Here is a 23,011-nt window from a genome sequence, read left to right as displayed (position 1 = left end):
GCCGGGGCGCCTACATAAGCAAATTATATGCCTGAAACCGAAGTGTTTGCCTAGGGTGTGCTGGTATTTAATAAGCATCAGCACAAACACTCAGGCCTGCCCGCCTTTAACGGCGGGCACCGCAGCTTATTTACAGGCGGAACTCGTGGCCGAGGTAAACCTCTTTCACCAGCTGATTTGCCAGAATGGTTTCCGAATCGCCTTCGGCGATCAACTGCCCGTCATTGACGATGTAAGCGGTTTCACAGATGTCCAGGGTTTCACGGACGTTGTGATCGGTGATCAGCACGCCGATGCCCTTGGCTTTCAGATGGTGGATGATCTGCTTGATATCGCCTACCGAAATCGGGTCTACACCAGCGAAAGGTTCGTCGAGCAGAATGAACTTGGGCGAGGTCGCTAGAGCACGAGCGATTTCTACCCGGCGGCGCTCACCACCGGACAAGCTCATACCCATGTTGTCGCGGATATGGGTAATGTGGAATTCCTGAAGCAGGCTTTCCAACTCCTTGCGGCGTCCTTCGCGGTCCAGTTCCTGGCGAGTTTCGAGAATCGCCATGATGTTGTCCGCTACGGACAGCTTGCGAAAGATCGAGGCTTCCTGCGGCAGGTAGCCGATACCTGCTCGGGCGCGGCCGTGCATGGGCTGGTGGCTTACATCCAGATCGTCAATCAGCACGCGTCCCTGATCCGCCTGGACCAAGCCGACTATCATGTAGAAGCATGTGGTCTTGCCAGCGCCGTTAGGCCCCAGCAATCCTACGATCTGACCGCTGTCGATGGACAGGCTCACATCACGCACGACCTGACGGCCCTTGTAGCTTTTAGCCAGATGCTGGGCTTTCAGCGTCGCCATTACGGGGCCTTCTGCTGGTCGGGTTTCTTTTTCGGCTGGATAACCATGTCGATACGCGGTCGTGGCGTGGTCACTTTGCTGCCACCATTGGCGCGACCTGCGCTCACGATCTGCTTCACAGTGTCGTAAACGATCTTCTCGCCTTCGGAGGTGTTGCCATCGTTGATGACCTTGGCCTTGTCGATCAGCACAATACGATCCTGTGCAGCGTAGTACTGGATAGTGATCGCGTAGGCTTGAACGATTGGCTTGTCCACTGACGGCTTTTGCTCGTAGTAGGCAAGGTTGCCAACCGATGTGAAGACGTCGACTTCGCCCTGTGCATTACGTGTGATGGTCACAGTGTTGCCTGTGATCTTCATCGAACCCTGGGTGATGATTACGTTGCCCTTGTAGGTAGCAACGCCTTTCTTGTCATCGAGTTGTGCGTCGTCTGACTGAATGTGAATCGGCTGATCGCGATCAGTCGGCAGGGACCAGGCGCTCGCGCTTCCCAGTGCTGCACCCAGGCCGAGCAAAAAAGGAAGGGTTTTAACGAGCCTCATACTGTCCTCTTACTTTAGATAGCAGGTCCATCCTGCCGTCGTTCAAATACGCTTTCATTCCCTTGGCCGTCGTCACACCGCCAGCGCCGTCGATTCTAACGGCTTGCTCGGTCTGCGCATATTGCTTCTGTGGGAATACGGTCATTCGACTACTGGTGATAATGGTCGTACGGTTTTTGTCGTCGGTTCGTGCTACGCGAACCGAATCAATCAGCTCGACCTGCTCGCCACCAGGTGAAACTTCACCCGTTTTGCTCTGGATGTGCCATGGGTAAAGAGTGCCACGATACATCTGCAGGTCTGGCGTGGTCAGCATTGTTACGTCAGTGGCCTTGATATGCTCGACCTTGTCGGCGGTCATTTCGTACTGCAACTTGCCGTCCGGCAGATATTGCACGCTGTGCGCATTGATCGCATAAAAATCGATGGCGCTTTCGTCCACAGCTGCAGCCGGTTGCTCCATGAAGCTTTCCGGGCTGATATTCCAGTAGCCTGCGGCTGCCAGCAGAAATGCCAGCACGCCGAGGGTCAGAAGCGTTCGAATTCTTTTGCTAAGCATAAATGGCTTCTATCTATAAGTAGGCTGCGTGGGCAGCTTCAAGGCTGCCTTGAGCGCTCATGATCAATTCACAGAACTCTCGCGCCGCGCCTTCGCCACCTCGTGCCTGGGTAATGCCATGGGCGTGTTGCCGGACAAAATTGGCCGCATTGGCCACTGCCATGCCCAGGCCTACACGCCGAATGACTGGCAAGTCTGGCAGATCATCGCCCAGATAAGCGACCTGTTCGTAACTCAGGCCGAGTTGGCCGAGTAGTTCGTCGAGAACCACCAGCTTGTCTTCACGGCCCTGGTAAAGATGTGCGATGCCCAGATTCTTTGCCCGGCGCTCGACTACGGGCGTTTTGCGACCACTGATAATGGCCGTTGTCACGCCTGAACCGATCAGCATTTTAATGCCTTGGCCGTCCAGCGTGTTGAAAGTCTTGAACTCGCTACCGTCTTCAAGGAAATACAGGCGGCCGTCGGTCAGTACGCCGTCGACATCAAAAATCGCCAGTTTGATTTTTTTGCCGCGTTGCAGCAGATCTGTGGTCATTTGCAAATCTCCTTCACATGACGCCTGCGCGCAGCAGGTCCTGCAGATTGAAAGCTCCTACCGGCTTATCATTTTCATCGACGACGATGAGTGAGCCGATCTGGTTGTCTTCCATTATTTTCAGTGCTTCGGCGGCAAGCATTTCAGGACGGGCCGTTTTGCCATGCAGGGTCATCACGTCATCTATGGTCGCGAGGCGAATGTCGATCGGGCGATCCAGAGTGCGGCGCAGATCACCGTCGGTGAATATCCCGGCGAGGCGCCCGTCAGCTTCGAGGATGGCAGTCATGCCCAGCCCCTTGCGCGTCATTTCCATCAGTGCGTCGCGCAGAAGGGTGCCGCGTTGCACTTTTGGCAACTGGTCGCCGCTGTGCATGACGTGCTCGACCTTGAGCAGCAGGCGGCGGCCCAGTGCGCCACCGGGATGTGAAAAAGCGAAGTCCTCAGCGGTGAAGCCCCGGGCCTCCAGCAGCGCGACTGCCAAGGCGTCGCCCATGACCAGTGCGGCGGTGGTCGATGAGGTTGGAGCCAGATTCAGTGGACAGGCTTCGTGCTCGACATGAGCGTTGAGGTTGACGTCGGCAGCTTCGGCCAGGGTCGACTCTGGATTGCCTGTCAGGCTGATCATCTTGATGCCCAGGCGCTTGATCAGTGGCAGCAGTGTCACGATTTCGGCAGTTGTGCCCGAATTGGACAAGGCCAGAATGATGTCGCCGGAAGTGATCATTCCCATGTCGCCGTGGCTGGCCTCGGCAGGGTGGACGAAAAAAGATGTAGTGCCGGTGCTTGCCAGGGTGGCAGCGATTTTCTTGCCGATATGGCCGGATTTGCCCATGCCAACCACGACAACGCGGCCCTTGCTTGCCAGAATCATCTCGCAAGCCTGGACGAAATTCGCGTCGATATGAGCTAACAAGCCCTCCACCGCTTCGATCTCGAGGCGGATGGTGCGTTGTGCTGATTGGGTCAGGTCGCTGGTTTGGTTCATGTCAAGAAATCGGTCAGTTAGCTAAAAGGCGGCGATTATAGCGGTAATGCGCGATTCCCTCACGTCTGATCGTTGAGCTTTACTTTTAATCGTTCGGCATGGCGATAAGCGAGTGGTCTTTGTGGGAAGTGTCGCAAAATGTTTGTGCCGATATTGATTGATCAGCCTTCCTCTTGGGTGGCGCCATATAGCGGTGGTATAGTTCGCGGCCTGTTCAGCCCACCGAGACAGCATGTCTCCCGCCAGGGACTCGGCAGCTGGACGTGAGGCTGCATCGCAAGGAGTTTAGATGAGCGCCGATAACGCCTACGCGATCGAGCTGAAGGGCGTTTCCTTCAAGCGCGGTACGCGCAGCATTTTCGAAAATATCGATATTCGCATTCCCCGTGGCAAAGTCACCGGCATCATGGGACCTTCGGGCAGCGGCAAAACCACGTTGCTGCGTCTGATGGGCGCCCAGTTGCGGCCGTCTGCGGGCGAAGTGTGGGTAAACGGTCAGAACCTGCCCACGCTGTCGCGCAGCGATCTGTTCGATGCGCGCAAGCACATGGGCGTGCTGTTTCAGAGTGGTGCGTTGTTCACTGATCTGGATGTATTCGAGAACGTCGCCTTTCCACTGCGCGTTCATACCGAGCTGCCTGAAGAAATGATCCGCGACATCGTCCTGCTGAAATTGCAGGCGGTTGGACTGCGCGGTGCTGTCGAATTGATGCCCGACGAGCTGTCGGGTGGCATGAAACGTCGCGTGGCGCTGGCCAGGGCCATTGCCCTTGATCCGCAGATTCTTATGTATGACGAGCCGTTTGTTGGGCAGGACCCGATTGCCATGGGTGTCCTGGTTCGTCTGATCAAGTTGCTTAATGACGCGCTCGGCATCACCAGTGTCGTGGTTTCTCATGATCTGGACGAAACGGCGAGTATCGCCGATTACCTTTACGTGGTTGGCGATGGTCAGGTGCTGGGGCAGGGTACGCCCGAGGAACTGATGGGCTCGGACAATCCACGTATTCGTCAATTCATGACCGGTAATCCGGACGGCCCGGTGCCGTTTCATTATCCGGCGCCGGATTATCGCGAAGATCTTTTGGGGAAGCGCTGATGCGCAAGAAGTCACTAATGGAGCGGATACGCCTGCTGGGGCGTGCCGCAATAGATATCCTGGCTGTCCTCGGACGTTCGGCGATCTTTCTTGTTCATGCGTTGCTGGGGCGCAGTTCAATCGGCGGCAGTTTCCAGTTGCTGGTCAGGCAGCTTTACTCGGTGGGTGTCATGTCGCTGGCGATTATTGTCGTCTCGGGCATGTTCATCGGCATGGTGTTGTCGCTGCAAGGGTTCAGCATCCTGACCAAATACGGTTCGGAGCAGGCTGTCGGGCAAATGGTTGCGCTGACACTGCTGCGTGAGTTGGGGCCGGTAGTCACCGCTTTGCTGTTCGCGGGTCGTGCCGGTTCGGCATTGACCGCCGAAATCGGCAACATGAAGTCCACCGAGCAATTGTCCAGTCTGGAAATGATCGGCGTGGACCCTCTCAAGTACATCGTCGCGCCACGGTTGTGGGCGGGGTTCATTTCCCTGCCGTTGCTGGCCATGATCTTTAGCGTAGTGGGTATCTGGGGAGGTTCCTGGGTAGCAATCGACTGGCTGGGGGTTTACGAAGGTTCCTTCTGGTCAAATATGCAAAACAGCGTTTCTTTCGTTGATGATGTGATTAACGGGGTTATCAAGAGCGTCGTATTTGCCTTCGTGGTGACCTGGATCGCCGTGTTCCAGGGTTACGACTGCGAACCCACCTCAGAAGGGATCAGTCGTGCCACGACCAAAACAGTCGTATATGCCTCCCTGGCCGTGTTAGGCCTGGACTTTATTCTGACCGCATTGATGTTTGGAGATTTCTGATGCAAAACCGCACCATCGAAACAGGTGTCGGCCTGTTCCTGCTGGCCGGGATACTGGCTTTGCTCCTGCTTGCCCTGCGCGTCAGCGGTCTGAGCTCCAGTGCCAGCACTGATACTTATAAACTTTATGCAAATTTCGACAATATTGCCGGTTTGACTGTCAGAGCCAAAGTGAGCATGGCAGGGGTCACTATCGGTAAGGTCACTGCGATCGATCTGGATCGCGATACTTTCACCGGCCGCGTGACGATGGAAGTACAGAAAAAGGTTGATAACCTGCCTCTCGATTCCACCGCATCGATTTTGACCGCTGGCTTGCTCGGTGAGAAATATGTGGGTATCAGCGTAGGTGGCGACGACGGGTTGCTGAAGGATGGCAGTACCATCCATGACACGCAGTCGTCGCTTGTGCTGGAAGACCTTATCGGAAAATTTCTGCTCAATACCGTGAGTAAAGACGCTAAATGAGGAGCTTCTAGATGATCTCAATCGTGCGCCGTGGTCTGTTGGTGTTGCTGGCATTGCTACCAATGTTGGGTAATGCTGCCGCCACACCGTCCGCTCATGATCTGGTGGATCGCACCACCAAGGAATTGCTGAGCGATCTGGCAGCCAACAAAGAACAGTACAAAAGCAATCCGGGCGCTTTTTATGATGCGTTGAACCGCATTGTTGGTCCGGTGGTAGATGCCGACGGCATCTCCAAAAGCATCATGACCGTCAAGTATTCACGCAACGCTTCTCCTGAGCAGATGCAGCGCTTTCAGGAAAACTTCAAGCGTAGCCTGATGCAGTTCTACGGCAACGCGTTGCTGGAATACAACAATCAGGGCATCACCGTTTCGCCTGAAAAGGCTGAAGGCGCGGATCGCACCAGCGTTGAAATGCAGGTCAAGGGTAATAACGGCGCGGTTTATCCTGTGTCCTATACGCTTGTGAAGATTGGTGGTGAGTGGAAGGTGCGCAACGTCATCATCAACGGCATCAATATCGGTAAGCTGTTCCGCGATCAGTTCGCTGATGCGATGCAGCGCAACGGCAACAATCTGGACGAGACGATCAATAGCTGGGCAGGTGAAGTTGCCAAGGCTAAAGAAAAAGCCCCTGAAGCTGCCGGTCCGGCCGCGCAATGACTGAGTCAGCCGTAAGGCTCGTCGCGCCGGGTGAGCTGCAATTGATCGGCACGCTCGACTATTCGACCGGTCCGGCCTTGCGCAAGCAAGGCGCTGCGCTGATCAAGTCGAGCGAATTGTCGACCGTCGTTCTGGACTGTGCTGGCGTCGAGAAATCCAGCAGCGTAGGCCTTGCCTTGCTGCTGGCGTTCATGCGTGATGCGCAGGATGCGGGCAAGAACGTGAGTATTCGTGCGATGCCTGAAGACATGCGCAAGATTGCCCAGGTGTCAGAGCTGACCGAACTGCTTCAAGATCATTGATCTTCTTTTATGAAAGCCCCTCGTCCGGGTCCTGCGTTGCGGGGTTCGCATTGAGTGGGCTTTTTTGTATGATGGCCGACCCGCGCGCGTAGGTCGCCAATCGAGGTTTTGCATGCACGCCGTAGAAGTTAAGAGCTTCCTTGAAGGGAAGCTGCCCGAGGTACAGGTCGAAGTTGAAGGCGAAGGCTGCAACTTCCAGCTGAACGTGATCAATGACGAGTTGGCTACGCTGAGCCCGGTCAAGCGTCAGCAACAGATCTACACGCATTTGAACCCCTGGATTGCCGATGGCAGCATCCACGCGGTCACCATGAAATTTTTCAGCCGCGCTGCGTGGGCCGAGCGCACCTGAGCCACTTGGCGTCGAGACTCTAATGGATAAATTGATTATTACTGGCGGCGTTCGTCTTGATGGCGAAATCCGCATTTCCGGGGCGAAGAACTCTGCCCTGCCGATTCTTGCCGCTACCCTGTTGGCCGATGGCCCGGTAACCGTCCAGAACCTGCCGCATTTGCACGACATCACCACCATGATCGAACTGTTCGGTCGTATGGGCATCGAGCCGGTGATCGACGAAAAACTCAGCGTGGAAATCGACCCGCGTACGATCAAGACGCTGATTGCACCGTATGAGCTGGTGAAAACCATGCGCGCCTCGATTCTGGTGCTCGGCCCTATGGTCGCCCGTTTCGGCGAAGCTGAAGTTGCGTTGCCTGGCGGTTGCGCCATTGGCTCGCGTCCAGTTGATCTGCACATTCGTGGCCTCGAAGCCATGGGCGCGATCATTGACGTCGAAGGCGGCTACATCAAAGCCAAAGCGCCTGAGGGTGGCCTGCGCGGTGCCAACTTCTTCTTTGATACCGTGAGCGTGACCGGTACCGAAAACATTATGATGGCCGCGAGCCTGGCCAACGGCCGCAGCGTTCTGCAGAACGCCGCCCGCGAACCTGAAGTCGTGGATCTGGCAAACTTCCTGATCGCCATGGGCGCGAAGATTCATGGCGCTGGTACTGACACCATCACTATCGATGGCGTGAAGCGTCTGCACTCGGCGACTTATAAAGTCATGCCTGACCGCATCGAGACCGGCACTTATCTGGTCGCTGCTGCTGCTACCGGCGGTCGCGTCAAGGTCAAGGATACCGATCCGACTATCCTCGAAGCGGTGTTGCTCAAGCTCCAGGAAGCCGGTGCTGAAGTCACCAGCGGTGTCGACTGGATCGAGCTGAACATGCACGGCAAGCGTCCTAAAGCAGTGAACGTGCGTACCGCTCCTTACCCAGCGTTCCCGACCGACATGCAGGCGCAGTTCATCTCGCTCAATGCTATTGCTGAGGGCACTGGTGCGGTAATCGAAACGATCTTCGAAAACCGTTTCATGCATGTGTATGAAATGCACCGCATGGGTGCTCAGATTCAGGTTGAAGGCAACACTGCCATTGTTACCGGTACCCAGGTCCTCAAAGGCGCGCCAGTCATGGCCACCGACCTGCGTGCATCGGCCAGCCTGGTCATCTCGGCACTGGTTGCGCAGGGCGATACGCTGATCGACCGCATCTACCACATAGACCGTGGGTACGAGTGCATCGAAGAGAAACTGCAGATGCTGGGCGCGAAGATCCGTCGCGTTCCGGGCTAGCAGCCGTATGACTGACGCCTGAGCCCAACGCGGTGCAAGGCGTCGGTCTCGCACGCTCAAGGGTGTGTGAATTCTGATTCGTTTCACCTGGTGTCCGCTTTTACGTGACACGAGGGTTTGTCTGGCGCCGATTGCGTCCGGGCAAAGGTTTCCTGATAAGGACTGACGTTTCCCATGTTGACCATCGCACTGTCCAAGGGCCGCATCCTCGACGACACCCTGCCGCTTCTCGCCGAAGCAGGCATTGTGCCGACCGAGAATCCGGACAAGAGCCGCAAGCTGATCATCCCCACGACTCAGGCCGATGTGCGCTTGTTGATCGTGCGTGCTACCGATGTGCCGACCTACGTCGAGCATGGCGCTGCTGATCTGGGCGTTGCCGGTAAAGATGTGCTGATGGAATACACCGGCCAGGGCTTGTATGAGCCGTTGGACCTGCAAATAGCCAAGTGCCGTTTGATGACAGCGGGAGCCATCGGTGCCGCCGAGCCTAAAGGCCGTCTGCGCGTAGCAACCAAGTTCGTCAATGTCGCCAAGCGTTACTACGCAGAGCAAGGTCGTCAGGTCGACATCATCAAGCTGTACGGCTCCATGGAGCTGGCACCGCTGATTGGCCTGGCTGACAAGATCATTGACGTTGTTGACACCGGCAACACGCTGCGGGCTAACGGTCTGGAGCCTCAGGAGTTGATCGCCACGATCAGTTCCCGTCTGGTGGTCAACAAGGCTTCCATGAAAATGCAGCACGCCCGCATTCAGTCGCTCATCGATACCCTGCGCAATGCAGTGGAGTCACGACACCGCGGCTGACTTACCCGCGCAACGTTAAGTTGCGCCCGTCTATCCGCCTCATAGCCAGAATTCTCAGGTGCCCAAGCGGAACGACTGCTAGTTTAGGGCGCCTGAGTTTTTGCCATTCCTATGAGGCTCTCGCTATGACCGCACCGACTGCAATTCGCCGACTCAACGCTGCTGACCCGGATTTCGCGCATCATCTGGATCATCTGCTGAGCTGGGAAAGTGTGTCTGACGATTCGGTCAATGAGCGTGTGCTCGACATCATCAAGGCGGTGCGCGAACGTGGCGATGCTGCACTGGTAGAGTTCACCGAACGCTTCGATGGTCTACAAGTTGCTTCCATGGCTGATCTGATCCTGCCTCGCGAGCGTCTTGAGCTGGCATTGACCCGCATCACCCCGGCCCAGCGCGCAGCTCTGGAAAAAGCCGCAGATCGTGTACGCATGTACCACGAAAAGCAGAAGCAGGACTCCTGGACCTACACCGAGGCCGACGGCACGGTGCTGGGCCAGAAAGTTACGCCGCTGGATCGTGCCGGTCTTTATGTGCCGGGCGGCAAGGCTTCGTATCCGTCGTCGGTGTTGATGAACGCAATTCCTGCCAAGGTTGCGGGTGTCGCTGAAGTTGTCATGGTAGTGCCGACTCCACGTGGGGAAATCAACGAGCTGGTGTTGGCTGCGGCCTGTATCGCTGGTGTTGACCGAGTATTCACCATCGGTGGTGCTCAGGCGGTTGCTGCCTTGGCTTACGGCACTGAAAGCGTGCCACGCGTCGACAAGGTCGTAGGTCCCGGCAACATCTACGTTGCTACTGCCAAGCGCCATGTTTTTGGTCAGGTCGGGATCGACATGATCGCCGGTCCTTCCGAGATTCTTGTGGTTTGCGACGGCCATACCGATCCGGACTGGATCGCCATGGACCTGTTTTCACAGGCTGAACACGACGAAGACGCTCAGGCGATTCTGGTGAGTCCGGATGCAGCTTTCCTTGATCAAGTGGCGGCGAGCATCGCCAAATTGATGCCGACCCTGGAGCGTGCAGACATCATCGACAAGTCGATCAATGGCCGTGGGGCGCTGATCAAGGTCGCTGATATGCAGCAGGCCATCGAAGTCGCCAACCGCATTGCTCCGGAGCACCTTGAGTTATCGGTGGCAGACCCGGAAGCCTGGTTGCCGCAGATTCGCCACGCGGGTGCGATCTTCATGGGGCGTCACACTTCCGAGGCGCTGGGTGATTACTGCGCAGGCCCTAATCACGTGTTGCCGACCTCTGGCACCGCTCGTTTCTCATCGCCGCTGGGTGTTTACGACTTCCAGAAGCGTTCGTCGATCATCTACTGCTCGCAGCAAGGTGCATCCGAACTTGGCAAGACGGCATCGGTACTGGCCCGTGGCGAATCACTGACTGCACACGCCCGCAGCGCCGAGTACCGCATCATCGACAGTGAAGGGCAGGGGAACTGAGCATGAGTAAATTCTGGAGTCCGTTCGTCAACAGCCTGGTGCCGTATGTGCCGGGTGAACAGCCCAAGCTGACCAAGCTGGTCAAGCTCAACACCAATGAAAATCCTTACGGCCCTTCGCCAAAAGCGCTGGCCGCAATGCGCGCAGAGCTGACTGATGACCTGCGTCTTTATCCCGATCCTAATAGCGACCTGCTCAAGCACGCAGTGGCGAGCTATTACGGCGTTCAGGCCAGCCATGTGTTTCTCGGAAATGGCTCCGATGAAGTGCTTGCACACGTGTTCAACGCGTTCTTCCAGCACGGCAAGCCTTTGCTGTTTCCGGACATCAGCTATAGCTTTTATCCGGTTTACTGTGGCCTGTACGGCATTGAGTTCGACGCTATTGCACTGGATGAGCAGTTCCAGATTCGTGTCTCGGACTACGCCAAGCCTAATGGCGGGATCATTTTCCCGAACCCTAACGCGCCAACCGGTTGCGTGGTGGGGCTGGAGGCGGTCGAGCAGATGCTCAAGGCGAGCCCTGATTCAGTTGTCGTAGTCGATGAGGCTTATATCGATTTTGGTGGCGAGACGGCGATCTCGCTGGTGGACCGTTATCCGAACCTGCTGGTTACCCAGACATTGTCCAAGTCTCGATCACTGGCGGGCCTGCGCGTTGGTCTGGCGGTCGGGCATCCTGATCTGATCGAAGCGCTGGAGCGGGTCAAGAACAGCTTCAACTCGTATCCGCTGGATCGTCTGGCAATCGTCGGTGCCGCTGCTGCCTTTGAGGATCGCGAGCACTTTGATTTCACCCGTAATGCGGTGATCGCCAGCCGGGAAGCATTGACTGCTGAGCTACAGGCCCTTGGTTTTGAAGTGCTGCCGTCTGCGGCCAACTTCATCTTTGCCCGTCACCCGCAACATGACGCGGCAGGCATTGCGGCAAAACTGCGGGAGCAGGGCGTCATCGTTCGGCATTTCAAGCAGCAACGTATCGCCCAGTTCCTGCGCATCAGCATTGGCACGCCGGAGCAGAATCAAGCGTTGCTGGATGGGTTGGTGGGGTTGTAACAACCCCATCGCAGTATCACACCTGTTGGGAGCGAGGCTTGCCCGCGATAAGGCCACTGCGGTTTATCAGATAGACCTCAGTGCTTTTATCGCAGCCGAGCCTCGCTCCCACAGGTATCTACGCAACTCGGTGGGAACGGATTCATTCGGGTACAGGCCGGTACAGCCGACGCTTTGTATCGTCAGGAGTATTGCCTTCCGGGATAAATCCGGTCCCACGTCGTCAATTCCTTGCGGTGCGATCACTGCTCCTCAACCGGCGTAGCTGACGGCGGAGGTGGTGGGCGCAGGCCAACTTCAGCGTTGAGTTTTACCTCTTTCCCGTTGCGCATGACCTCGATGGCGATCTTGTCGCTCGGCTTGGTGCGCGCGACCTGATTCATCGAGCGACGGCCGTCACCGGCAGGTTCACCGTTGATGCTCAAAATCACATCACCCAACTGCAGTCCGGCTTTCTGTGCCGGGCCATCGCGGAAAATTCCCGCGACGACGATGCCTGGACGGTCCTTCAGACCGAACGATTCAGCCAGATCCTGAGTGAGCGGCTGTACTTCAATGCCCAGCCAGCCACGAATTACCTGGCCATGCTCGATGATCGATTTCATGACCTCCATTGCCAGCTTGGTCGGAATCGCGAAACCGATGCCTTGAGAACCGCCAGACTTGGAAAAGATCGCGGTGTTGATGCCGGTCAGGTTGCCGTTGGCATCAACCAGTGCGCCGCCCGAGTTGCCCGGGTTGATCGCCGCGTCGGTCTGAATGAAGTCTTCGTAAGTGTTCAGGCCCAGTTGGTTTCGACCAGTGGCACTGATGATGCCCATGGTGACGGTTTGACCGACCCCGAACGGGTTGCCGATGGCCAGCGCGACGTCGCCGATACGGATGCTGTCAGAGCGGCCAATAGTGATCGCCGGGATGTTCTTGAGATCAATTTTCAGCACGGCCAGGTCGGTTTCCGGATCGTTGCCGATGACTCGGGCGATAGTTTCCCGACCGTCCTTGAGCGCGACGACGATTTGATCCGCACCGGTCGTCACGTGGTTGTTGGTCAGAATGTAGCCTTCCGGGCTCATCAATACGCCGGAGCCGAGACTGGACTCCATGCGTTTCTGTTTGGGCATGTTGTCGCCGAAGAAGCGCCTGAACTGCGGGTCCTCGAACATCGGGTTGGCCGCTTTGTTGACCATCTTGGTGGTGTAGAGATTGACTACCGCAGGTGCCGCCATGCCAACCGCGTCTGCGTAAGAGACCGGGCCTTGCTGGACATAGCTGGTTTGTGGCGCTTGTTGCAGATTGACGTCCAGGCTTGGCAGGCCAACCATTTCCGGGAAACGCTGAATAATCAGTAGTGCGATGAGTACGCCTGCCAGCAACGGCCAACCAAAAAAGCGCAGTGCCTTGAACATTGAGCAAATCCTGAAAGTGATCCGACGCTGCGGCTTTTCGCCCATCTGCGCCATAATGGGCGGCATTATACGAGCACTTGGGGTCGTGTCTCGCAAATAAGATATTCAGAAGTGAACCATTTCAGCAACACGACCCTATCAGCTTTAAATCATAGATTCAGGAGTCTTTTATGGCTGTTGCGCTCAGCACTCTGGTAGAAGAAGCCGACCGTTATCTCGGTAGCGCCCGCATCCAGGATTATTGCCCCAACGGCCTGCAGGTCGAGGGGCGGCCGCAGGTCATGCGTATCGTCAGCGGCGTCACTGCCAGCCAGGCTTTGCTGGATGCTGCGGTGGACGCACAGGCTGATCTGATCCTCGTGCATCACGGTTATTTCTGGAAAGGCGAAAACCCCTGCGTGGTCGGTATGAAGCAGCGTCGACTGAAAACCCTGCTCAAACACGACGTCAGTCTGCTGGCCTATCACTTGCCACTGGATGTGCATCCGGACGTGGGTAATAACGTGCAACTGGCTCGTCAGTTGGACATCACTGTCGAAGGCCCGCTGGATCCGGATAACGCTCGCATCGTCGGATTGGTCGGCTCACTGAATGAACCCATGATGCCGCGCGACTTTGCCCGTCGTGTGCAGGAAGCGCTGGGGCGTGAACCGCTGTTGATTGAAGGCAGTGAAATGATTCGCCGCGTGGGGTGGTGTACCGGAGGCGGGCAGGGCTACATCGATCAGGCGATAGCGGCCGGAGTCGATCTGTTTATCAGTGGCGAAGCATCCGAACAGACCGTGCACAGCGCCCGGGAAAACGGCATCAGCTTCATAGCCGCTGGACACCACGCCACCGAGCGTTACGGGGTTCAGGCACTGGGCGACTATCTGGCGCGGCGGTTTGCGTTGGAGCACCTGTTTATCGACTGCCCGAACCCGGTTTGAGTATCAAACGAGACGGTATATAGATAGAACGTTTCGATCTATTGGGCCTCCTGAATAGAATTAGTTGCTGTGCTAGAGTGCCGCCTCGAACACGGCCCGCTGGCCGTCCCGGGCGTTGTCCGGTCAATAATGAATGCAACCCGTGAGTAACCATGGTCGATAAACTGACGCATCTGAAGCAACTGGAGGCGGAAAGCATCCACATCATCCGCGAGGTCGCCGCCGAGTTTGATAACCCGGTGATGCTGTACTCCGTCGGTAAAGACTCTGCCGTAATGTTGCACCTTGCGCGCAAGGCGTTCTTTCCAGGCAAGTTGCCATTCCCGGTGATGCACGTGGACACCCGCTGGAAATTCCAGGAAATGTATCGTTTTCGCGACCAGATGGTTAAGGAAATGGGCCTGGACCTGATCGTCCACATCAACCCTGACGGCGTGGCTCAAAATATCAGCCCGCTGACCCACGGCAGCTCCAAGCATACCGACATCATGAAGACCGAAGGTCTCAAGCAGGCCCTGGACAAGCACGGCTTTGATGCCGCGTTCGGTGGGGCGCGTCGTGATGAAGAAAAATCCCGTGCCAAAGAGCGCGTGTATTCGTTCCGCGACAGCAAGCACCGCTGGGATCCGAAGAACCAGCGTCCCGAGCTGTGGAACGTCTACAACGGCAACGTCAACAAAGGCGAGTCGATCCGTGTGTTCCCGCTGTCCAACTGGACCGAGCTGGACATCTGGCAGTACATCTATCTGGAAAGCATTCCGATTGTCCCGTTGTACTTCGCCGCCGAGCGCGATGTCATCGAGATGAATGGCACCTGGATCATGATCGACGACGAGCGTCTTCTGAATCACCTCAGCGATGAGGACAAGGCACGCATCGTCAAGAAGAAAGTCCGCTTCCGTACACTTGGCGACTACCCGTTGACGGGCGCAGTCGAGTCCGAGGCCACCAGCCTCACTGACATCATTCAGGAAATGCTTCTGACGCGTACTTCCGAACGTCAGGGCCGAGTCATCGATCACGATGGCGCTGGTTCGATGGAAGAAAAGAAACGTCAGGGTTATTTCTAAGGGGTTGTCATGTCGCACGCATCTGATTTGATCAGCGAGGACATCCTCGCCTATCTGGGCCAGCACGAACGCAAGGAAATGCTGCGCTTTCTTACCTGTGGCAACGTCGACGACGGCAAGAGCACGCTGATCGGGCGTCTGCTGCACGACTCCAAAATGATCTACGAAGATCACCTGGAGGCCATTACCCGCGATTCGAAGAAGTCCGGCACCACTGGCGAGGACGTCGATCTGGCGTTGCTGGTTGATGGTTTGCAGGCTGAGCGTGAGCAGGGCATCACGATTGACGTTGCCTACCGCTACTTCTCGACTGCCAAGCGCAAGTTCATCATCGCCGATACTCCGGGCCATGAGCAGTACACGCGCAACATGGCTACCGGTGCATCAACCTGCGACCTGGCGATCATTCTGGTAGACGCCCGTTATGGCGTGCAAACCCAGACTCGTCGTCACAGCTACATCGCATCGCTGTTGGGCATCAAACACATCGTTGTGGCCATCAACAAGATGGACCTCAATGGTTTCGACGAAAGCGTCTTCGAGTCAATCAAGTCTGATTACTTGAAGTTCGCCGAAGGTATTGCCTTCAAGCCTACTACCATGGCCTTTGTGCCGATGTCTGCTCTCAAAGGCGACAACGTGGTGAACAAGAGCGAGCGTTCGCCTTGGTATACCGGTCAGTCGCTGATGGAAATTCTCGAAACCGTCGAGATCGCCAACGACCGCAACTACACCGACATGCGATTCCCGGTGCAGTACGTCAACCGTCCAAACCTGAATTTCCGTGGTTTCGCCGGTACATTGGCGAGCGGTATCGTGCACAAGGGTGACGAAATCGTCGTGCTCCCTTCGGGCAAGAGCAGCCGCGTCAAGTCCATCGTCACCTTTGAAGGTGAGCTGGAAAATGCAGGGCCGGGTCAGGCCGTGACCCTGACCATGGAAGACGAGATCGACATCTCCCGTGGTGACCTGCTGGTGCATGCCGATAACGTTCCGCAGGTAGCTGACGCGTTCGACGCCATGCTCGTGTGGATGGCTGAAGAGCCGATGCTGCCGGGCAAGAAATACGACATCAAGCGCGCTACCAGCTATGTGCCGGGCTCGATTGCCAGCATTACTCATCGCGTCGATGTGAATACGCTGGCCGAAGGACCTGCCAGCTCGCTGGGCCTGAACGAGATTGGTCGCGTCAAGATCAGCCTCGACTCAGCCATCGCGCTGGACGGCTACGACAGCAACCGCACCACCGGTTCGTTTATCGTGATTGACCGTTTGACCAACGGCACCGTGGCAGCGGGCATGATCATTGCCAAGCCCGTCGGCGGCGCAGGTGCCAACCATCACGGTGCTCTGGCTCACGTCGCAACCGAAGAGCGTGCTCAGCGTTTCGGTCAGCAACCGGCTACCGTGCTGTTCAGCGGCCTGTCCGGCGCAGGCAAAAGCACCCTGGCTTACGCAGTCGAGCGCAAGCTGTTCGACATGGGTCGTGCGGTTTACGTACTGGATGGCCAGAATCTGCGTCATGACCTGAACAAAGGTCTGCCGCAGGATCGCGCCGGGCGTACTGAAAACTGGCGTCGTGCTGCTCACGTGGCGCGTCAGTTCAACCAGGCGGGTCTGATCACCCTGGCGGCGTTCGTTGCACCGGATGGCGAAGGTCGCGAACAGGCCAAGTCCCTGATCGGTGCTGATCGCCTGCTGACCGTGTACGTCCAGGCATCCCCTTCGGTTTGCCGCGAACGCGATCCACAGGGCCTGTACGCAGCCGACGGCGATAACATCCCGGGCGAGTCCTTCCCGTACGACGTACCGCTCAATGCGGATCTGGTCATCGATACTCAGTCCCTGAGCCTCGAAGACAGCGTCAAGCAAGTCCTCGACCTGCTGCGCAGCCGCGGCGCGATCTGACGATCGTTTGCTGCGACAAGAAACCCGCCAGTGATGGCGGGTTTTTTGTTGTTCAGGGCGGCCCTGTAGGAGCGCGCTTGCTCGCGATGAACGATGACGCAGTCTGCCTGAAGACTGCGCCACAGATTTTGTATCTGCCGCACAACTTAGGGAATCATGGGTGCTGGCCCGGCTACTGCAAAAAAATCAAGGCGTTAAGATAATTCAGGTGCGGTATATATTTATCGCATCTTGTAAGTCTGTGGGTGATTAGTTGAATGCTCAACCAAAAACTTTCAAAGGTGAAAGTATGAGTATTCAGTATGGTTTTTTTGAAAATAATGGCGCTCCCGTATTGCCGCCCAATCAGAAAATGACACCCGGGCAGTTTTTACAATCACCCAATGGACGTTTTCGTCTGGAACTGCAAAGCGACGGCAACCTGGTTATTAAAGATAGTGGCAGTGTTGTCTGGGTCGCCGATAGCAATCAGCCTTACAGTCGTACGCTCTCCCGTAAGCAACGAGGTGCTCCGTGGTTTGTCGTAAGCAACAGCGGATTCCTCTATGATCCCGCGAGATCAAGGCTGTGGACCGCGCAAAGCACTGATACGAAGGATAAGACGTACTGGTATCACAGCCATATGTCGATGCAAGATGACGGCAATCTGGTGATTTATGATCAGCGAACTGGCAATCTCCTTTGGGCGCGTTTTGGATTTAAACCTGGACGATTTCCGCCTAAGAAAAAGGAGACAGTTTGGTTCATGAGTTCGCCGCAAGAAATTTGGAGATTTTGAAGTTTGGCTTTTTGCCTAGCGTTGAACTGGGCAGTCAGGTCTGAGTGGGTCGATATTACACTTGTATAAAAGCTCTGGGTCTCCTCTGCTCCATAAATAACAGTTATTTATACAATCCCCCGGCACGCAACCTGATAAAAAAATACATGCTACGAATATTTTAATTGCTTTCATGCTTCCTCCGTTTTCCAAAAAGCATAGAGGTCGCAACAAAATATATATAGCCGCTGTATTCCTGAAAGTGCGTAGGAAGTTTCTTCGCCAGGATTTATCCCTGACTGATCTACAGAAAAGCCCGCCATTTTCTCAAGTGGCGGGCTTTTCTGATTCGGCTTTCGCTTACGGCTTTTTCAAACCGTAATGCTCGTCGAGCATGCCGGGAGCGTTGGGTGATTTCGGCGCGTAATCTTTCGGCGCTTCAGTTGTGCGCGGTGGCGTCAGACGATCGCGCTGGACCTGGTTGGCTTCAGGATGCAGGGCCGCCAACAAGCGCTGGCGAGTCAACTCGTCGGTAGCCAGACGGTTGGCGCCCTCGGCGAGATGCTCCTGTACGTCCTGATAGCTTTGCGAAAGCTTCTGGACCAGATTGGCCGTGCTGTTGAAGTGCGTAACCACTTCGTTCTGATAGATATCGAAACGCTCCTGAACATCATCCAGCTGGCGCTGGGTTCCATTGGGAGCAGCGTTGGGCACCAGACGTGCGACCAGAAAACCGATGACAACACCGACAACCAGGGCAATGGTCGGCAACAACCAAACTAAGAGCGACAGTTCCACGAGTCCTTCCTCTATAAACGGCTTTGCTTTACGTTAACGGCTCGAACCTGCTCTGTATACCGCGACACGCTCACGGATATGCTATTTGCAGACAATCAGCTAGACGAGTCGACCCATTGCGAGGTCACGGAGTTCCTTTTTGCTCATGCGCGAAACCCCCGTATTGATCGATGGCCCGGTGGGCCAGCTTGAAGCCCTTTACCTGGATTTGCCCGATGCTACGGGCCTGACGTTGATCTGCCATCCCAACCCGATCCAGGGGGGCACCATGCTCAACAAGGTCGTCTCGACCCTGCAGCGTACTGCCCGTGATGCAGGTTTGATTACCTTGCGTTTCAATTATCGTGGCGTGGGTGCCAGCGCCGGTACCTCCGAAGCGGGGGCCGGGGAAGTCGAAGACGCCCAGGCTGTCGCTCGCTGGCTGCTGGAAAAGCATCCCGGTCTGCCTCTGACGCTGTTCGGCTTTTCCTTTGGCGGTTTCGTTGCTGCCAGTCTTGGCGGTCGTCTGGAGGCGTCTGGACATAAGCTTAGCCACTTGTTCATGGTCGCGCCTGCGGTCATGCGCTTGAGCGAGCAGTATCCGCTGCCTCAGAGCTGTCCGCTGACCGTTATCCAGCCGGAGACCGATGAAGTTGTCGAGCCGCAGCTGGTCTATGACTGGTCAGCCGCATTGCCGCGCCCACATCAGCTGCTGAAAGTGGCAGAATGCGGACACTTTTTTCATGGCAAGCTGACCGATCTCAAAGATCTGGTTGCGCCACGCCTTTCAAACTGATGACAGCCCCATAAGCGACCTGCCATGACCACTCGTATCCTGACCGGTATCACCACTACCGGCACGCCTCACCTGGGTAATTACGCGGGCGCGATCCGCCCGGCCATTGTTGCCAGTCGCCAGAGCGACGCTGATTCGTTCTACTTCCTGGCTGACTATCACGCCTTGATCAAATGCGATGACCCGCTGCGCATTCAGCGTTCGCGTCTGGAAATCGCTGCGACCTGGCTGGCTGCCGGCCTTGATGTGGATCGCGTGACGTTCTATCGCCAGTCCGATATCCCGGAAATCACTGAGCTGACCTGGCTGCTGACGTGTGTTGCTGCCAAGGGCCTGCTCAACCGTGCTCACGCCTACAAGGCGTCCGTGGACAAGAACGTCGAGACCGGTGAAGACCCGGATGCTGGCGTCACCATGGGTTTGTACAGCTACCCGGTGTTGATGGCTGCGGACATTCTGATGTTCAACGCGCATAAGGTTCCGGTTGGTCGCGACCAGATTCAGCACGTCGAAATGGCCCGTGATATCGGCCAGCGTTTCAACCACCTGTTTGGCAAAGGCAAAGAATTCTTCGTCATGCCTGAAGCCCTGATCGAGGAGAGCGTCGCTACGCTGCCAGGTCTGGATGGGCGCAAAATGTCGAAAAGCTACGACAACACGATTCCGTTGTTCAGCAGCGCCAAGGACATGAAGGACGCGATCTCGCGCATCGTTACCGACTCCAAAGCGCCGGGCGAAGCCAAGGATCCTGATAACTCCCACTTGTTCACGCTCTATCAGGCATTTGCTACCCCTGAGCAGAACGCTGAGTTCCGTTCCGAGCTGCTGCAGGGCCTCGGCTGGGGCGAAGCCAAGAATCGTCTGTTCACACTCTTGGACCGTGAGCTGGGCGAGGCACGTGAAAACTACCACCGCTTGATCGAGCGTCCGGCGGATCTGGAAGACATTCTGCTGGCTGGCGCAGAGAAAGCCCGCAAAGTCGCCACGCCGTTCCTTGGCGAATTGCGTGAAGCGGTTGGCTTGCGTTCATTCCGCAGCAACGTACAAGTGGCCGAAACTGGCAAGAAGAAAGCCGCCAGGGGCGCACGCTTTGTCAGCTTCCGTGAAGACGATGGCAGCTTCCGCTTCCGTCTGCTGGCGGCCGATGGCGAGCAGTTGCTGTTGTCGCGCAACTTCGCCGATGGCAAGGCTGCTGGTGCAGTCAGTAAACAGTTGCAGCAGGGCGGTGAGCTGGACCTTCGTGCCGAAGCCGACAGCTTCACCCTCTGGCTTGATGGCCAATGTGTGGCTGACAGCCCGGTATTCAGCGACGCCGCTGCTCGCGATGCTGCCATCGAGAGCCTTAAGCTTGCCCTCGCACCACAACAGGATTGATTGCCAATCTGCCGGGCCGTCGCTACAGTGACGGCCCGTTTTTGTTGCCTTGTTAGCGAATATGACCCCTCTAGAACGATACCAAGCTGATCTGAAACGCCCTGACTTCTTCCATGATGCGGCGCAGGAAACGGCTGTGCGTCATTTGCAGCGTCTCTATGACGATCTGGTCGCCGCCAACCAGAGCAAGCCGGGCATCTTCGGCAAGCTCTTCGGCAAAAAGGAGCAGGCGCCAGTCAAAGGCTTGTACTTCTGGGGTGGGGTTGGCCGGGGCAAGACCTATCTGGTCGACACCTTCTTCGACGCCCTGCCGTTCGAGCAGAAGGTCCGTACTCACTTCCACCGCTTCATGAAGCGCGTGCACGAAGAGATGAAGACCCTCAAGGGCGAGAAGAACCCGCTGACCCTCATCGCCAAGCGTTTTTCCGATGAGGCTCGGGTGATCTGTTTCGATGAGTTCTTCGTGTCCGACATCACTGACGCCATGATCCTCGGCACCTTGATGGAGGAACTGTTCAAGAACGGCGTTACGCTGGTTGCGACCTCGAACATCGTGCCCGACGGCTTGTACAAGGACGGCCTGCAACGTGCGCGCTTCCTGCCAGCCATTGCGCTGATCAAGCAGAACACCGACATCGTCAACGTCGACAGCGGCGTGGACTATCGCCTGCGTCACCTCGAGCAGGCTGAACTGTTCCATTTCCCGCTGAATGAAGCCGCGCAGGAAAGCCTGCGCAAGAGCTTCAAGGCGTTGACACCGGATTGCGCTCAGACTGTCGAGAATGACGTACTGATGGTCGAGAATCGCGAAATCCGTGCACTGCGCACCTGTGACGATGTGGCCTGGTTCGACTTCCGCGAACTGTGCGACGGCCCGCGTAGCCAGAACGATTACATCGAACTCGGCAAGATCTACCACGCGGTGTTGCTTAGCGGCGTAGAGCAGATGAGCGTCACCACTGACGACATCGCGCGACGCTTCATCAACATGGTCGACGAATTCTATGACCGCAACGTCAAGCTGATCATCTCGGCTGAAGTCGAGTTGAAAGACCTGTACACCGGTGGGCGTCTGAATTTCGAGTTTCAGCGGACGCTGAGCCGTTTGCTGGAGATGCAGTCCCACGAGTTTCTGTCGCGGGCGCATAAGCCTTAAGTTGGGATCTGTAGGAGTGCACCAGCACCGCGAGGCCGCGATGGTGGTGAGTCAGGCAGAACGCTATCGCGGCCTAGCGGTGCTGGCGCGCTCCTACTGTTGATCGTCTTATGCCTGTTGATCAAGCGGCCTGCTGAAACTGTTGCCGATACTGATTCGGCGACAGCTCGGTGTGTTGACGAAACAGTCGGGCGAAGAAGCTGGCGTCGTCGTACCCGACTTCATAGCTGATGGTCTTGATGCTCTTGCGCGTACCAGACAGCAGGCCCTTGGCGGTTTCGATGCGCAGCCGCTGCAGGTAGTGCAGCGGCTTATCGCCGGTGGCAGTCTGGAAGCGGCGCATGAAGTTGCGGATACTCATGCCGTGATTACGGGCAACATCCTCGAAGCGGAATTTATCGGCGAAGTGCTCCTCCAGCCAGTGCTGGATTTGCAGGATCACAACGTCTTGATGCAGCTTCTGTCCACCGAAGCCCATACGGCCTGGCGCATAGTTGCGCTGCACTTCATACAGAATGTCCCGGGCCACGGCTTGCGCGACATTCGCGCCGCAGAAGCGCTCAATCAGATAAATGTACAAGTCGCAGGCTGAAGTCGTACCACCTGCACAGTACAGATTGTCGGCATCTGTCAGGTGTTTCTCCTGATTCAACAGGACCTTAGGAAAGCGCTCACCGAAGTCGTTGAAAAATCGCCAGTAGGTTGTAGCTTCTTTGCCGTCCAGCAACCCGGATTCCGCCAGCCAGAATACGCCGCTGGCTTCGCCGCAGAGCACCGCGCCATTGGCATGTTGCTCGCGTAACCAGGGAATGACCTGGGGGTAGCGCAAACGCAGGGCGTCAAAGTTATCCCAGAATGCCGGGATGACAATCACATCGCTCTGGTCGAGATCGCCGTCTACGGGCAGCACGACATCGCTGAAGCTGCGAACGGGCTTGCCGTCCGGGCTGACCAGCCGTGTTTCGAACGCGGGGATTCTGCCCAGCCCCAGCTGTTTGCTGTAGCGCAGGGCGGCGAGGTGAAAGAAATCCTTGGCTTGCATCAATGTGGAAGCGAACACCCC

The 23,011-nt window shown here is 56.6% G+C and carries 25 protein-coding genes; 17 read left to right on the top strand and 8 right to left on the bottom strand.

The genetic code is table 11. The features are described 5' to 3' along the window. Positions 1 to 130: 130 nt before the first annotated feature. The 5 genes from lptB to AUC60_RS04520 are packed head-to-tail and all read right to left on the bottom strand — an operon-like array spanning position 131 to position 3,486. Complete coding sequence (lptB, locus tag AUC60_RS04540) at positions 131 to 856, bottom strand: LPS export ABC transporter ATP-binding protein (RefSeq protein WP_087264889.1); 726 nt, start codon at positions 854 to 856, stop codon at positions 131 to 133. Next, a complete protein-coding gene (gene lptA, locus AUC60_RS04535; RefSeq protein WP_087264888.1) occupies positions 856 to 1,401 on the bottom strand; it encodes a lipopolysaccharide transport periplasmic protein LptA in 546 nt (181 codons plus the stop codon). Before lptA ends, lptB begins: the two co-directional genes overlap by 1 nt. Beyond that, positions 1,388 to 1,960 carry an LPS export ABC transporter periplasmic protein LptC gene (gene lptC, locus AUC60_RS04530; protein ID WP_087264887.1) on the bottom strand — a complete coding sequence of 191 codons (573 nt, stop codon included), beginning with the start codon at positions 1,958 to 1,960 and terminating at the stop codon, positions 1,388 to 1,390. Before lptC ends, lptA begins: the two co-directional genes overlap by 14 nt. A 13-nt stretch (positions 1,961 to 1,973) precedes the next feature. Then, positions 1,974 to 2,498: a KdsC family phosphatase gene (locus tag AUC60_RS04525; protein WP_087264886.1), complete on the bottom strand. Its 525-nt coding sequence runs from the start codon at positions 2,496 to 2,498 to the stop codon at positions 1,974 to 1,976. 13 nt (positions 2,499 to 2,511) lie between these two features. Then, positions 2,512 to 3,486 carry a KpsF/GutQ family sugar-phosphate isomerase gene (locus AUC60_RS04520; protein ID WP_087264885.1) on the bottom strand — a complete coding sequence of 325 codons (975 nt, stop codon included), beginning with the start codon at positions 3,484 to 3,486 and terminating at the stop codon, positions 2,512 to 2,514. Positions 3,487 to 3,775: 289 nt separating this feature from the next. On the opposite strand from AUC60_RS04520, the gene AUC60_RS04515 reads away from it, so the two are divergent. The 10 genes from AUC60_RS04515 to hisC all read left to right on the top strand — a co-directional run bounded on the left by AUC60_RS04515 (position 3,776) and on the right by hisC (position 11,775). Beyond that, positions 3,776 to 4,585, top strand: coding sequence for an ATP-binding cassette domain-containing protein (locus AUC60_RS04515; RefSeq protein ID WP_087264884.1), 810 nt, complete (start codon positions 3,776 to 3,778; stop codon positions 4,583 to 4,585). After that, positions 4,585 to 5,382 carry a lipid asymmetry maintenance ABC transporter permease subunit MlaE gene (gene mlaE, locus AUC60_RS04510; RefSeq protein ID WP_087264883.1) on the top strand — a complete coding sequence of 266 codons (798 nt, stop codon included), beginning with the start codon at positions 4,585 to 4,587 and terminating at the stop codon, positions 5,380 to 5,382. Before AUC60_RS04515 ends, mlaE begins: the two co-directional genes overlap by 1 nt. Beyond that, positions 5,382 to 5,849 carry an outer membrane lipid asymmetry maintenance protein MlaD gene (gene mlaD / locus AUC60_RS04505; protein WP_087264882.1) on the top strand — a complete coding sequence of 156 codons (468 nt, stop codon included), beginning with the start codon at positions 5,382 to 5,384 and terminating at the stop codon, positions 5,847 to 5,849. Before mlaE ends, mlaD begins: the two co-directional genes overlap by 1 nt. A gap of 11 nt (positions 5,850 to 5,860) precedes the next feature. Continuing rightward, positions 5,861 to 6,514 carry an MlaC/ttg2D family ABC transporter substrate-binding protein gene (locus AUC60_RS04500; RefSeq protein ID WP_087264881.1) on the top strand — a complete coding sequence of 218 codons (654 nt, stop codon included), beginning with the start codon at positions 5,861 to 5,863 and terminating at the stop codon, positions 6,512 to 6,514. Beyond that, positions 6,511 to 6,816, top strand: a complete 306-nt coding sequence (locus AUC60_RS04495) for an STAS domain-containing protein (RefSeq protein ID WP_087264880.1) — start codon at positions 6,511 to 6,513, stop codon at positions 6,814 to 6,816. Before AUC60_RS04500 ends, AUC60_RS04495 begins: the two co-directional genes overlap by 4 nt. Before the next feature lie 112 nt (positions 6,817 to 6,928). Then, on the top strand, positions 6,929 to 7,168 hold the full coding sequence (locus tag AUC60_RS04490; RefSeq protein WP_027897830.1) for a BolA family protein: 240 nt from the start codon (positions 6,929 to 6,931) through the stop codon (positions 7,166 to 7,168). Between the two features lie 22 nt (positions 7,169 to 7,190). After that, a complete protein-coding gene (gene murA, locus AUC60_RS04485; RefSeq protein WP_087264879.1) occupies positions 7,191 to 8,456 on the top strand; it encodes a UDP-N-acetylglucosamine 1-carboxyvinyltransferase in 1,266 nt (421 codons plus the stop codon). 174 nt (positions 8,457 to 8,630) lie between these two features. Beyond that, positions 8,631 to 9,266, top strand: coding sequence for an ATP phosphoribosyltransferase (gene hisG, locus AUC60_RS04480; RefSeq protein WP_087264878.1), 636 nt, complete (start codon positions 8,631 to 8,633; stop codon positions 9,264 to 9,266). 125 nt (positions 9,267 to 9,391) lie between these two features. Further along, positions 9,392 to 10,720: a histidinol dehydrogenase gene (gene hisD, locus AUC60_RS04475; protein ID WP_087264877.1), complete on the top strand. Its 1,329-nt coding sequence runs from the start codon at positions 9,392 to 9,394 to the stop codon at positions 10,718 to 10,720. Positions 10,721 to 10,722: 2 nt separating this feature from the next. Beyond that, a complete protein-coding gene (gene hisC / locus AUC60_RS04470; RefSeq protein WP_087264876.1) occupies positions 10,723 to 11,775 on the top strand; it encodes a histidinol-phosphate transaminase in 1,053 nt (350 codons plus the stop codon). Positions 11,776 to 12,017: 242 nt separating this feature from the next. On the opposite strand, the gene algW is transcribed toward hisC, so the two are convergent. Continuing rightward, positions 12,018 to 13,181: a Do family serine endopeptidase AlgW gene (gene algW, locus AUC60_RS04465; RefSeq protein ID WP_087264875.1), complete on the bottom strand. Its 1,164-nt coding sequence runs from the start codon at positions 13,179 to 13,181 to the stop codon at positions 12,018 to 12,020. Between the two features lie 170 nt (positions 13,182 to 13,351). Between algW and AUC60_RS04460 the strand changes: the two genes are divergently transcribed. From AUC60_RS04460 to AUC60_RS04445, 4 genes are all read left to right on the top strand, one after another. Next, entirely contained in the window at positions 13,352 to 14,110 is a 759-nt protein-coding gene (locus tag AUC60_RS04460; RefSeq protein ID WP_087264874.1) for a Nif3-like dinuclear metal center hexameric protein, read from the top strand. A gap of 152 nt (positions 14,111 to 14,262) precedes the next feature. Next, positions 14,263 to 15,180, top strand: a complete 918-nt coding sequence (gene cysD, locus AUC60_RS04455) for a sulfate adenylyltransferase subunit CysD (protein ID WP_087264873.1) — start codon at positions 14,263 to 14,265, stop codon at positions 15,178 to 15,180. A gap of 9 nt (positions 15,181 to 15,189) precedes the next feature. Further along, entirely contained in the window at positions 15,190 to 17,088 is a 1,899-nt protein-coding gene (gene cysN / locus AUC60_RS04450; protein ID WP_087264872.1) for a sulfate adenylyltransferase subunit CysN, read from the top strand. A gap of 289 nt (positions 17,089 to 17,377) precedes the next feature. Further along, positions 17,378 to 17,866, top strand: a complete 489-nt coding sequence (locus AUC60_RS04445) for a hypothetical protein (RefSeq protein WP_087264871.1) — start codon at positions 17,378 to 17,380, stop codon at positions 17,864 to 17,866. A 339-nt stretch (positions 17,867 to 18,205) separates the two neighbouring features. Here the strand turns inward: AUC60_RS04445 and AUC60_RS04440 are convergent, their stop codons facing one another. Continuing rightward, positions 18,206 to 18,643: a Z-ring associated ZapG family protein gene (locus AUC60_RS04440; protein WP_087264870.1), complete on the bottom strand. Its 438-nt coding sequence runs from the start codon at positions 18,641 to 18,643 to the stop codon at positions 18,206 to 18,208. A gap of 145 nt (positions 18,644 to 18,788) precedes the next feature. Here AUC60_RS04440 and AUC60_RS04435 point away from each other — a divergent pair, with 145 nt between their 5' ends. The 3 genes from AUC60_RS04435 to zapE all read left to right on the top strand — a co-directional run bounded on the left by AUC60_RS04435 (position 18,789) and on the right by zapE (position 21,948). Continuing rightward, positions 18,789 to 19,418 (top strand): alpha/beta hydrolase, encoded by a 630-nt coding sequence (locus tag AUC60_RS04435; protein ID WP_087264869.1) that lies wholly within the window; start codon positions 18,789 to 18,791, stop codon positions 19,416 to 19,418. A 24-nt stretch (positions 19,419 to 19,442) separates the two neighbouring features. Continuing rightward, positions 19,443 to 20,792 (top strand): tryptophan--tRNA ligase, encoded by a 1,350-nt coding sequence (locus tag AUC60_RS04430; protein ID WP_087264868.1) that lies wholly within the window; start codon positions 19,443 to 19,445, stop codon positions 20,790 to 20,792. Between the two features lie 61 nt (positions 20,793 to 20,853). Continuing rightward, entirely contained in the window at positions 20,854 to 21,948 is a 1,095-nt protein-coding gene (gene zapE / locus AUC60_RS04425) for a cell division protein ZapE (RefSeq protein ID WP_087264867.1), read from the top strand. 121 nt (positions 21,949 to 22,069) lie between these two features. On the opposite strand, the gene AUC60_RS04420 is transcribed toward zapE, so the two are convergent. Next, complete coding sequence (locus AUC60_RS04420; protein WP_193441844.1) at positions 22,070 to 22,990, bottom strand: GlxA family transcriptional regulator; 921 nt, start codon at positions 22,988 to 22,990, stop codon at positions 22,070 to 22,072. Between the last annotated feature and the right edge of the window lie 21 nt (positions 22,991 to 23,011).

The sequence above is a fragment of the Pseudomonas caspiana genome (genome assembly GCF_002158995.1).
GTDB lineage: Bacteria > Pseudomonadota > Gammaproteobacteria > Pseudomonadales > Pseudomonadaceae > Aquipseudomonas > Aquipseudomonas caspiana.
This window is presented reverse-complemented; position numbering and strand designations above follow the sequence as displayed.

Bases quoted from the DNA above. Each gene is read 5' to 3' on its own strand.
- AUC60_RS04490 (WP_027897830.1), top strand. From the start codon at position 6,929: ATGCACGCCGTAGAAGTTAAGAGCTTCCTTGAAGGGAAGCTGCCCGAG.
- mlaD (WP_087264882.1), top strand. From the start codon at position 5,382: ATGCAAAACCGCACCATCGAAACAGGTGTCGGCCTGTTCCTGCTGGCC.
- cysN (WP_087264872.1), top strand. From the start codon at position 15,190: ATGTCGCACGCATCTGATTTGATCAGCGAGGACATCCTCGCCTATCTG.
- AUC60_RS04525 (WP_087264886.1), bottom strand. From the start codon at position 2,498: ATGACCACAGATCTGCTGCAACGCGGCAAAAAAATCAAACTGGCGATT.
- AUC60_RS04495 (WP_087264880.1), top strand. From the start codon at position 6,511: ATGACTGAGTCAGCCGTAAGGCTCGTCGCGCCGGGTGAGCTGCAATTG.
- lptC (WP_087264887.1), bottom strand. From the start codon at position 1,960: ATGCTTAGCAAAAGAATTCGAACGCTTCTGACCCTCGGCGTGCTGGCA.
- algW (WP_087264875.1), bottom strand. From the start codon at position 13,181: ATGTTCAAGGCACTGCGCTTTTTTGGTTGGCCGTTGCTGGCAGGCGTA.
- lptA (WP_087264888.1), bottom strand. From the start codon at position 1,401: ATGAGGCTCGTTAAAACCCTTCCTTTTTTGCTCGGCCTGGGTGCAGCA.
- AUC60_RS04520 (WP_087264885.1), bottom strand. From the start codon at position 3,486: ATGAACCAAACCAGCGACCTGACCCAATCAGCACAACGCACCATCCGC.
- AUC60_RS04430 (WP_087264868.1), top strand. From the start codon at position 19,443: ATGACCACTCGTATCCTGACCGGTATCACCACTACCGGCACGCCTCAC.
- AUC60_RS04435 (WP_087264869.1), top strand. From the start codon at position 18,789: ATGCGCGAAACCCCCGTATTGATCGATGGCCCGGTGGGCCAGCTTGAA.
- zapE (WP_087264867.1), top strand. From the start codon at position 20,854: ATGACCCCTCTAGAACGATACCAAGCTGATCTGAAACGCCCTGACTTC.
- AUC60_RS04420 (WP_193441844.1), bottom strand. From the start codon at position 22,990: ATGCAAGCCAAGGATTTCTTTCACCTCGCCGCCCTGCGCTACAGCAAA.
- hisC (WP_087264876.1), top strand. From the start codon at position 10,723: ATGAGTAAATTCTGGAGTCCGTTCGTCAACAGCCTGGTGCCGTATGTG.
- AUC60_RS04460 (WP_087264874.1), top strand. From the start codon at position 13,352: ATGGCTGTTGCGCTCAGCACTCTGGTAGAAGAAGCCGACCGTTATCTC.
- hisG (WP_087264878.1), top strand. From the start codon at position 8,631: ATGTTGACCATCGCACTGTCCAAGGGCCGCATCCTCGACGACACCCTG.
- AUC60_RS04500 (WP_087264881.1), top strand. From the start codon at position 5,861: ATGATCTCAATCGTGCGCCGTGGTCTGTTGGTGTTGCTGGCATTGCTA.
- hisD (WP_087264877.1), top strand. From the start codon at position 9,392: ATGACCGCACCGACTGCAATTCGCCGACTCAACGCTGCTGACCCGGAT.
- mlaE (WP_087264883.1), top strand. From the start codon at position 4,585: ATGCGCAAGAAGTCACTAATGGAGCGGATACGCCTGCTGGGGCGTGCC.
- AUC60_RS04445 (WP_087264871.1), top strand. From the start codon at position 17,378: ATGAGTATTCAGTATGGTTTTTTTGAAAATAATGGCGCTCCCGTATTG.
- AUC60_RS04515 (WP_087264884.1), top strand. From the start codon at position 3,776: ATGAGCGCCGATAACGCCTACGCGATCGAGCTGAAGGGCGTTTCCTTC.
- lptB (WP_087264889.1), bottom strand. From the start codon at position 856: ATGGCGACGCTGAAAGCCCAGCATCTGGCTAAAAGCTACAAGGGCCGT.
- cysD (WP_087264873.1), top strand. From the start codon at position 14,263: ATGGTCGATAAACTGACGCATCTGAAGCAACTGGAGGCGGAAAGCATC.
- murA (WP_087264879.1), top strand. From the start codon at position 7,191: ATGGATAAATTGATTATTACTGGCGGCGTTCGTCTTGATGGCGAAATC.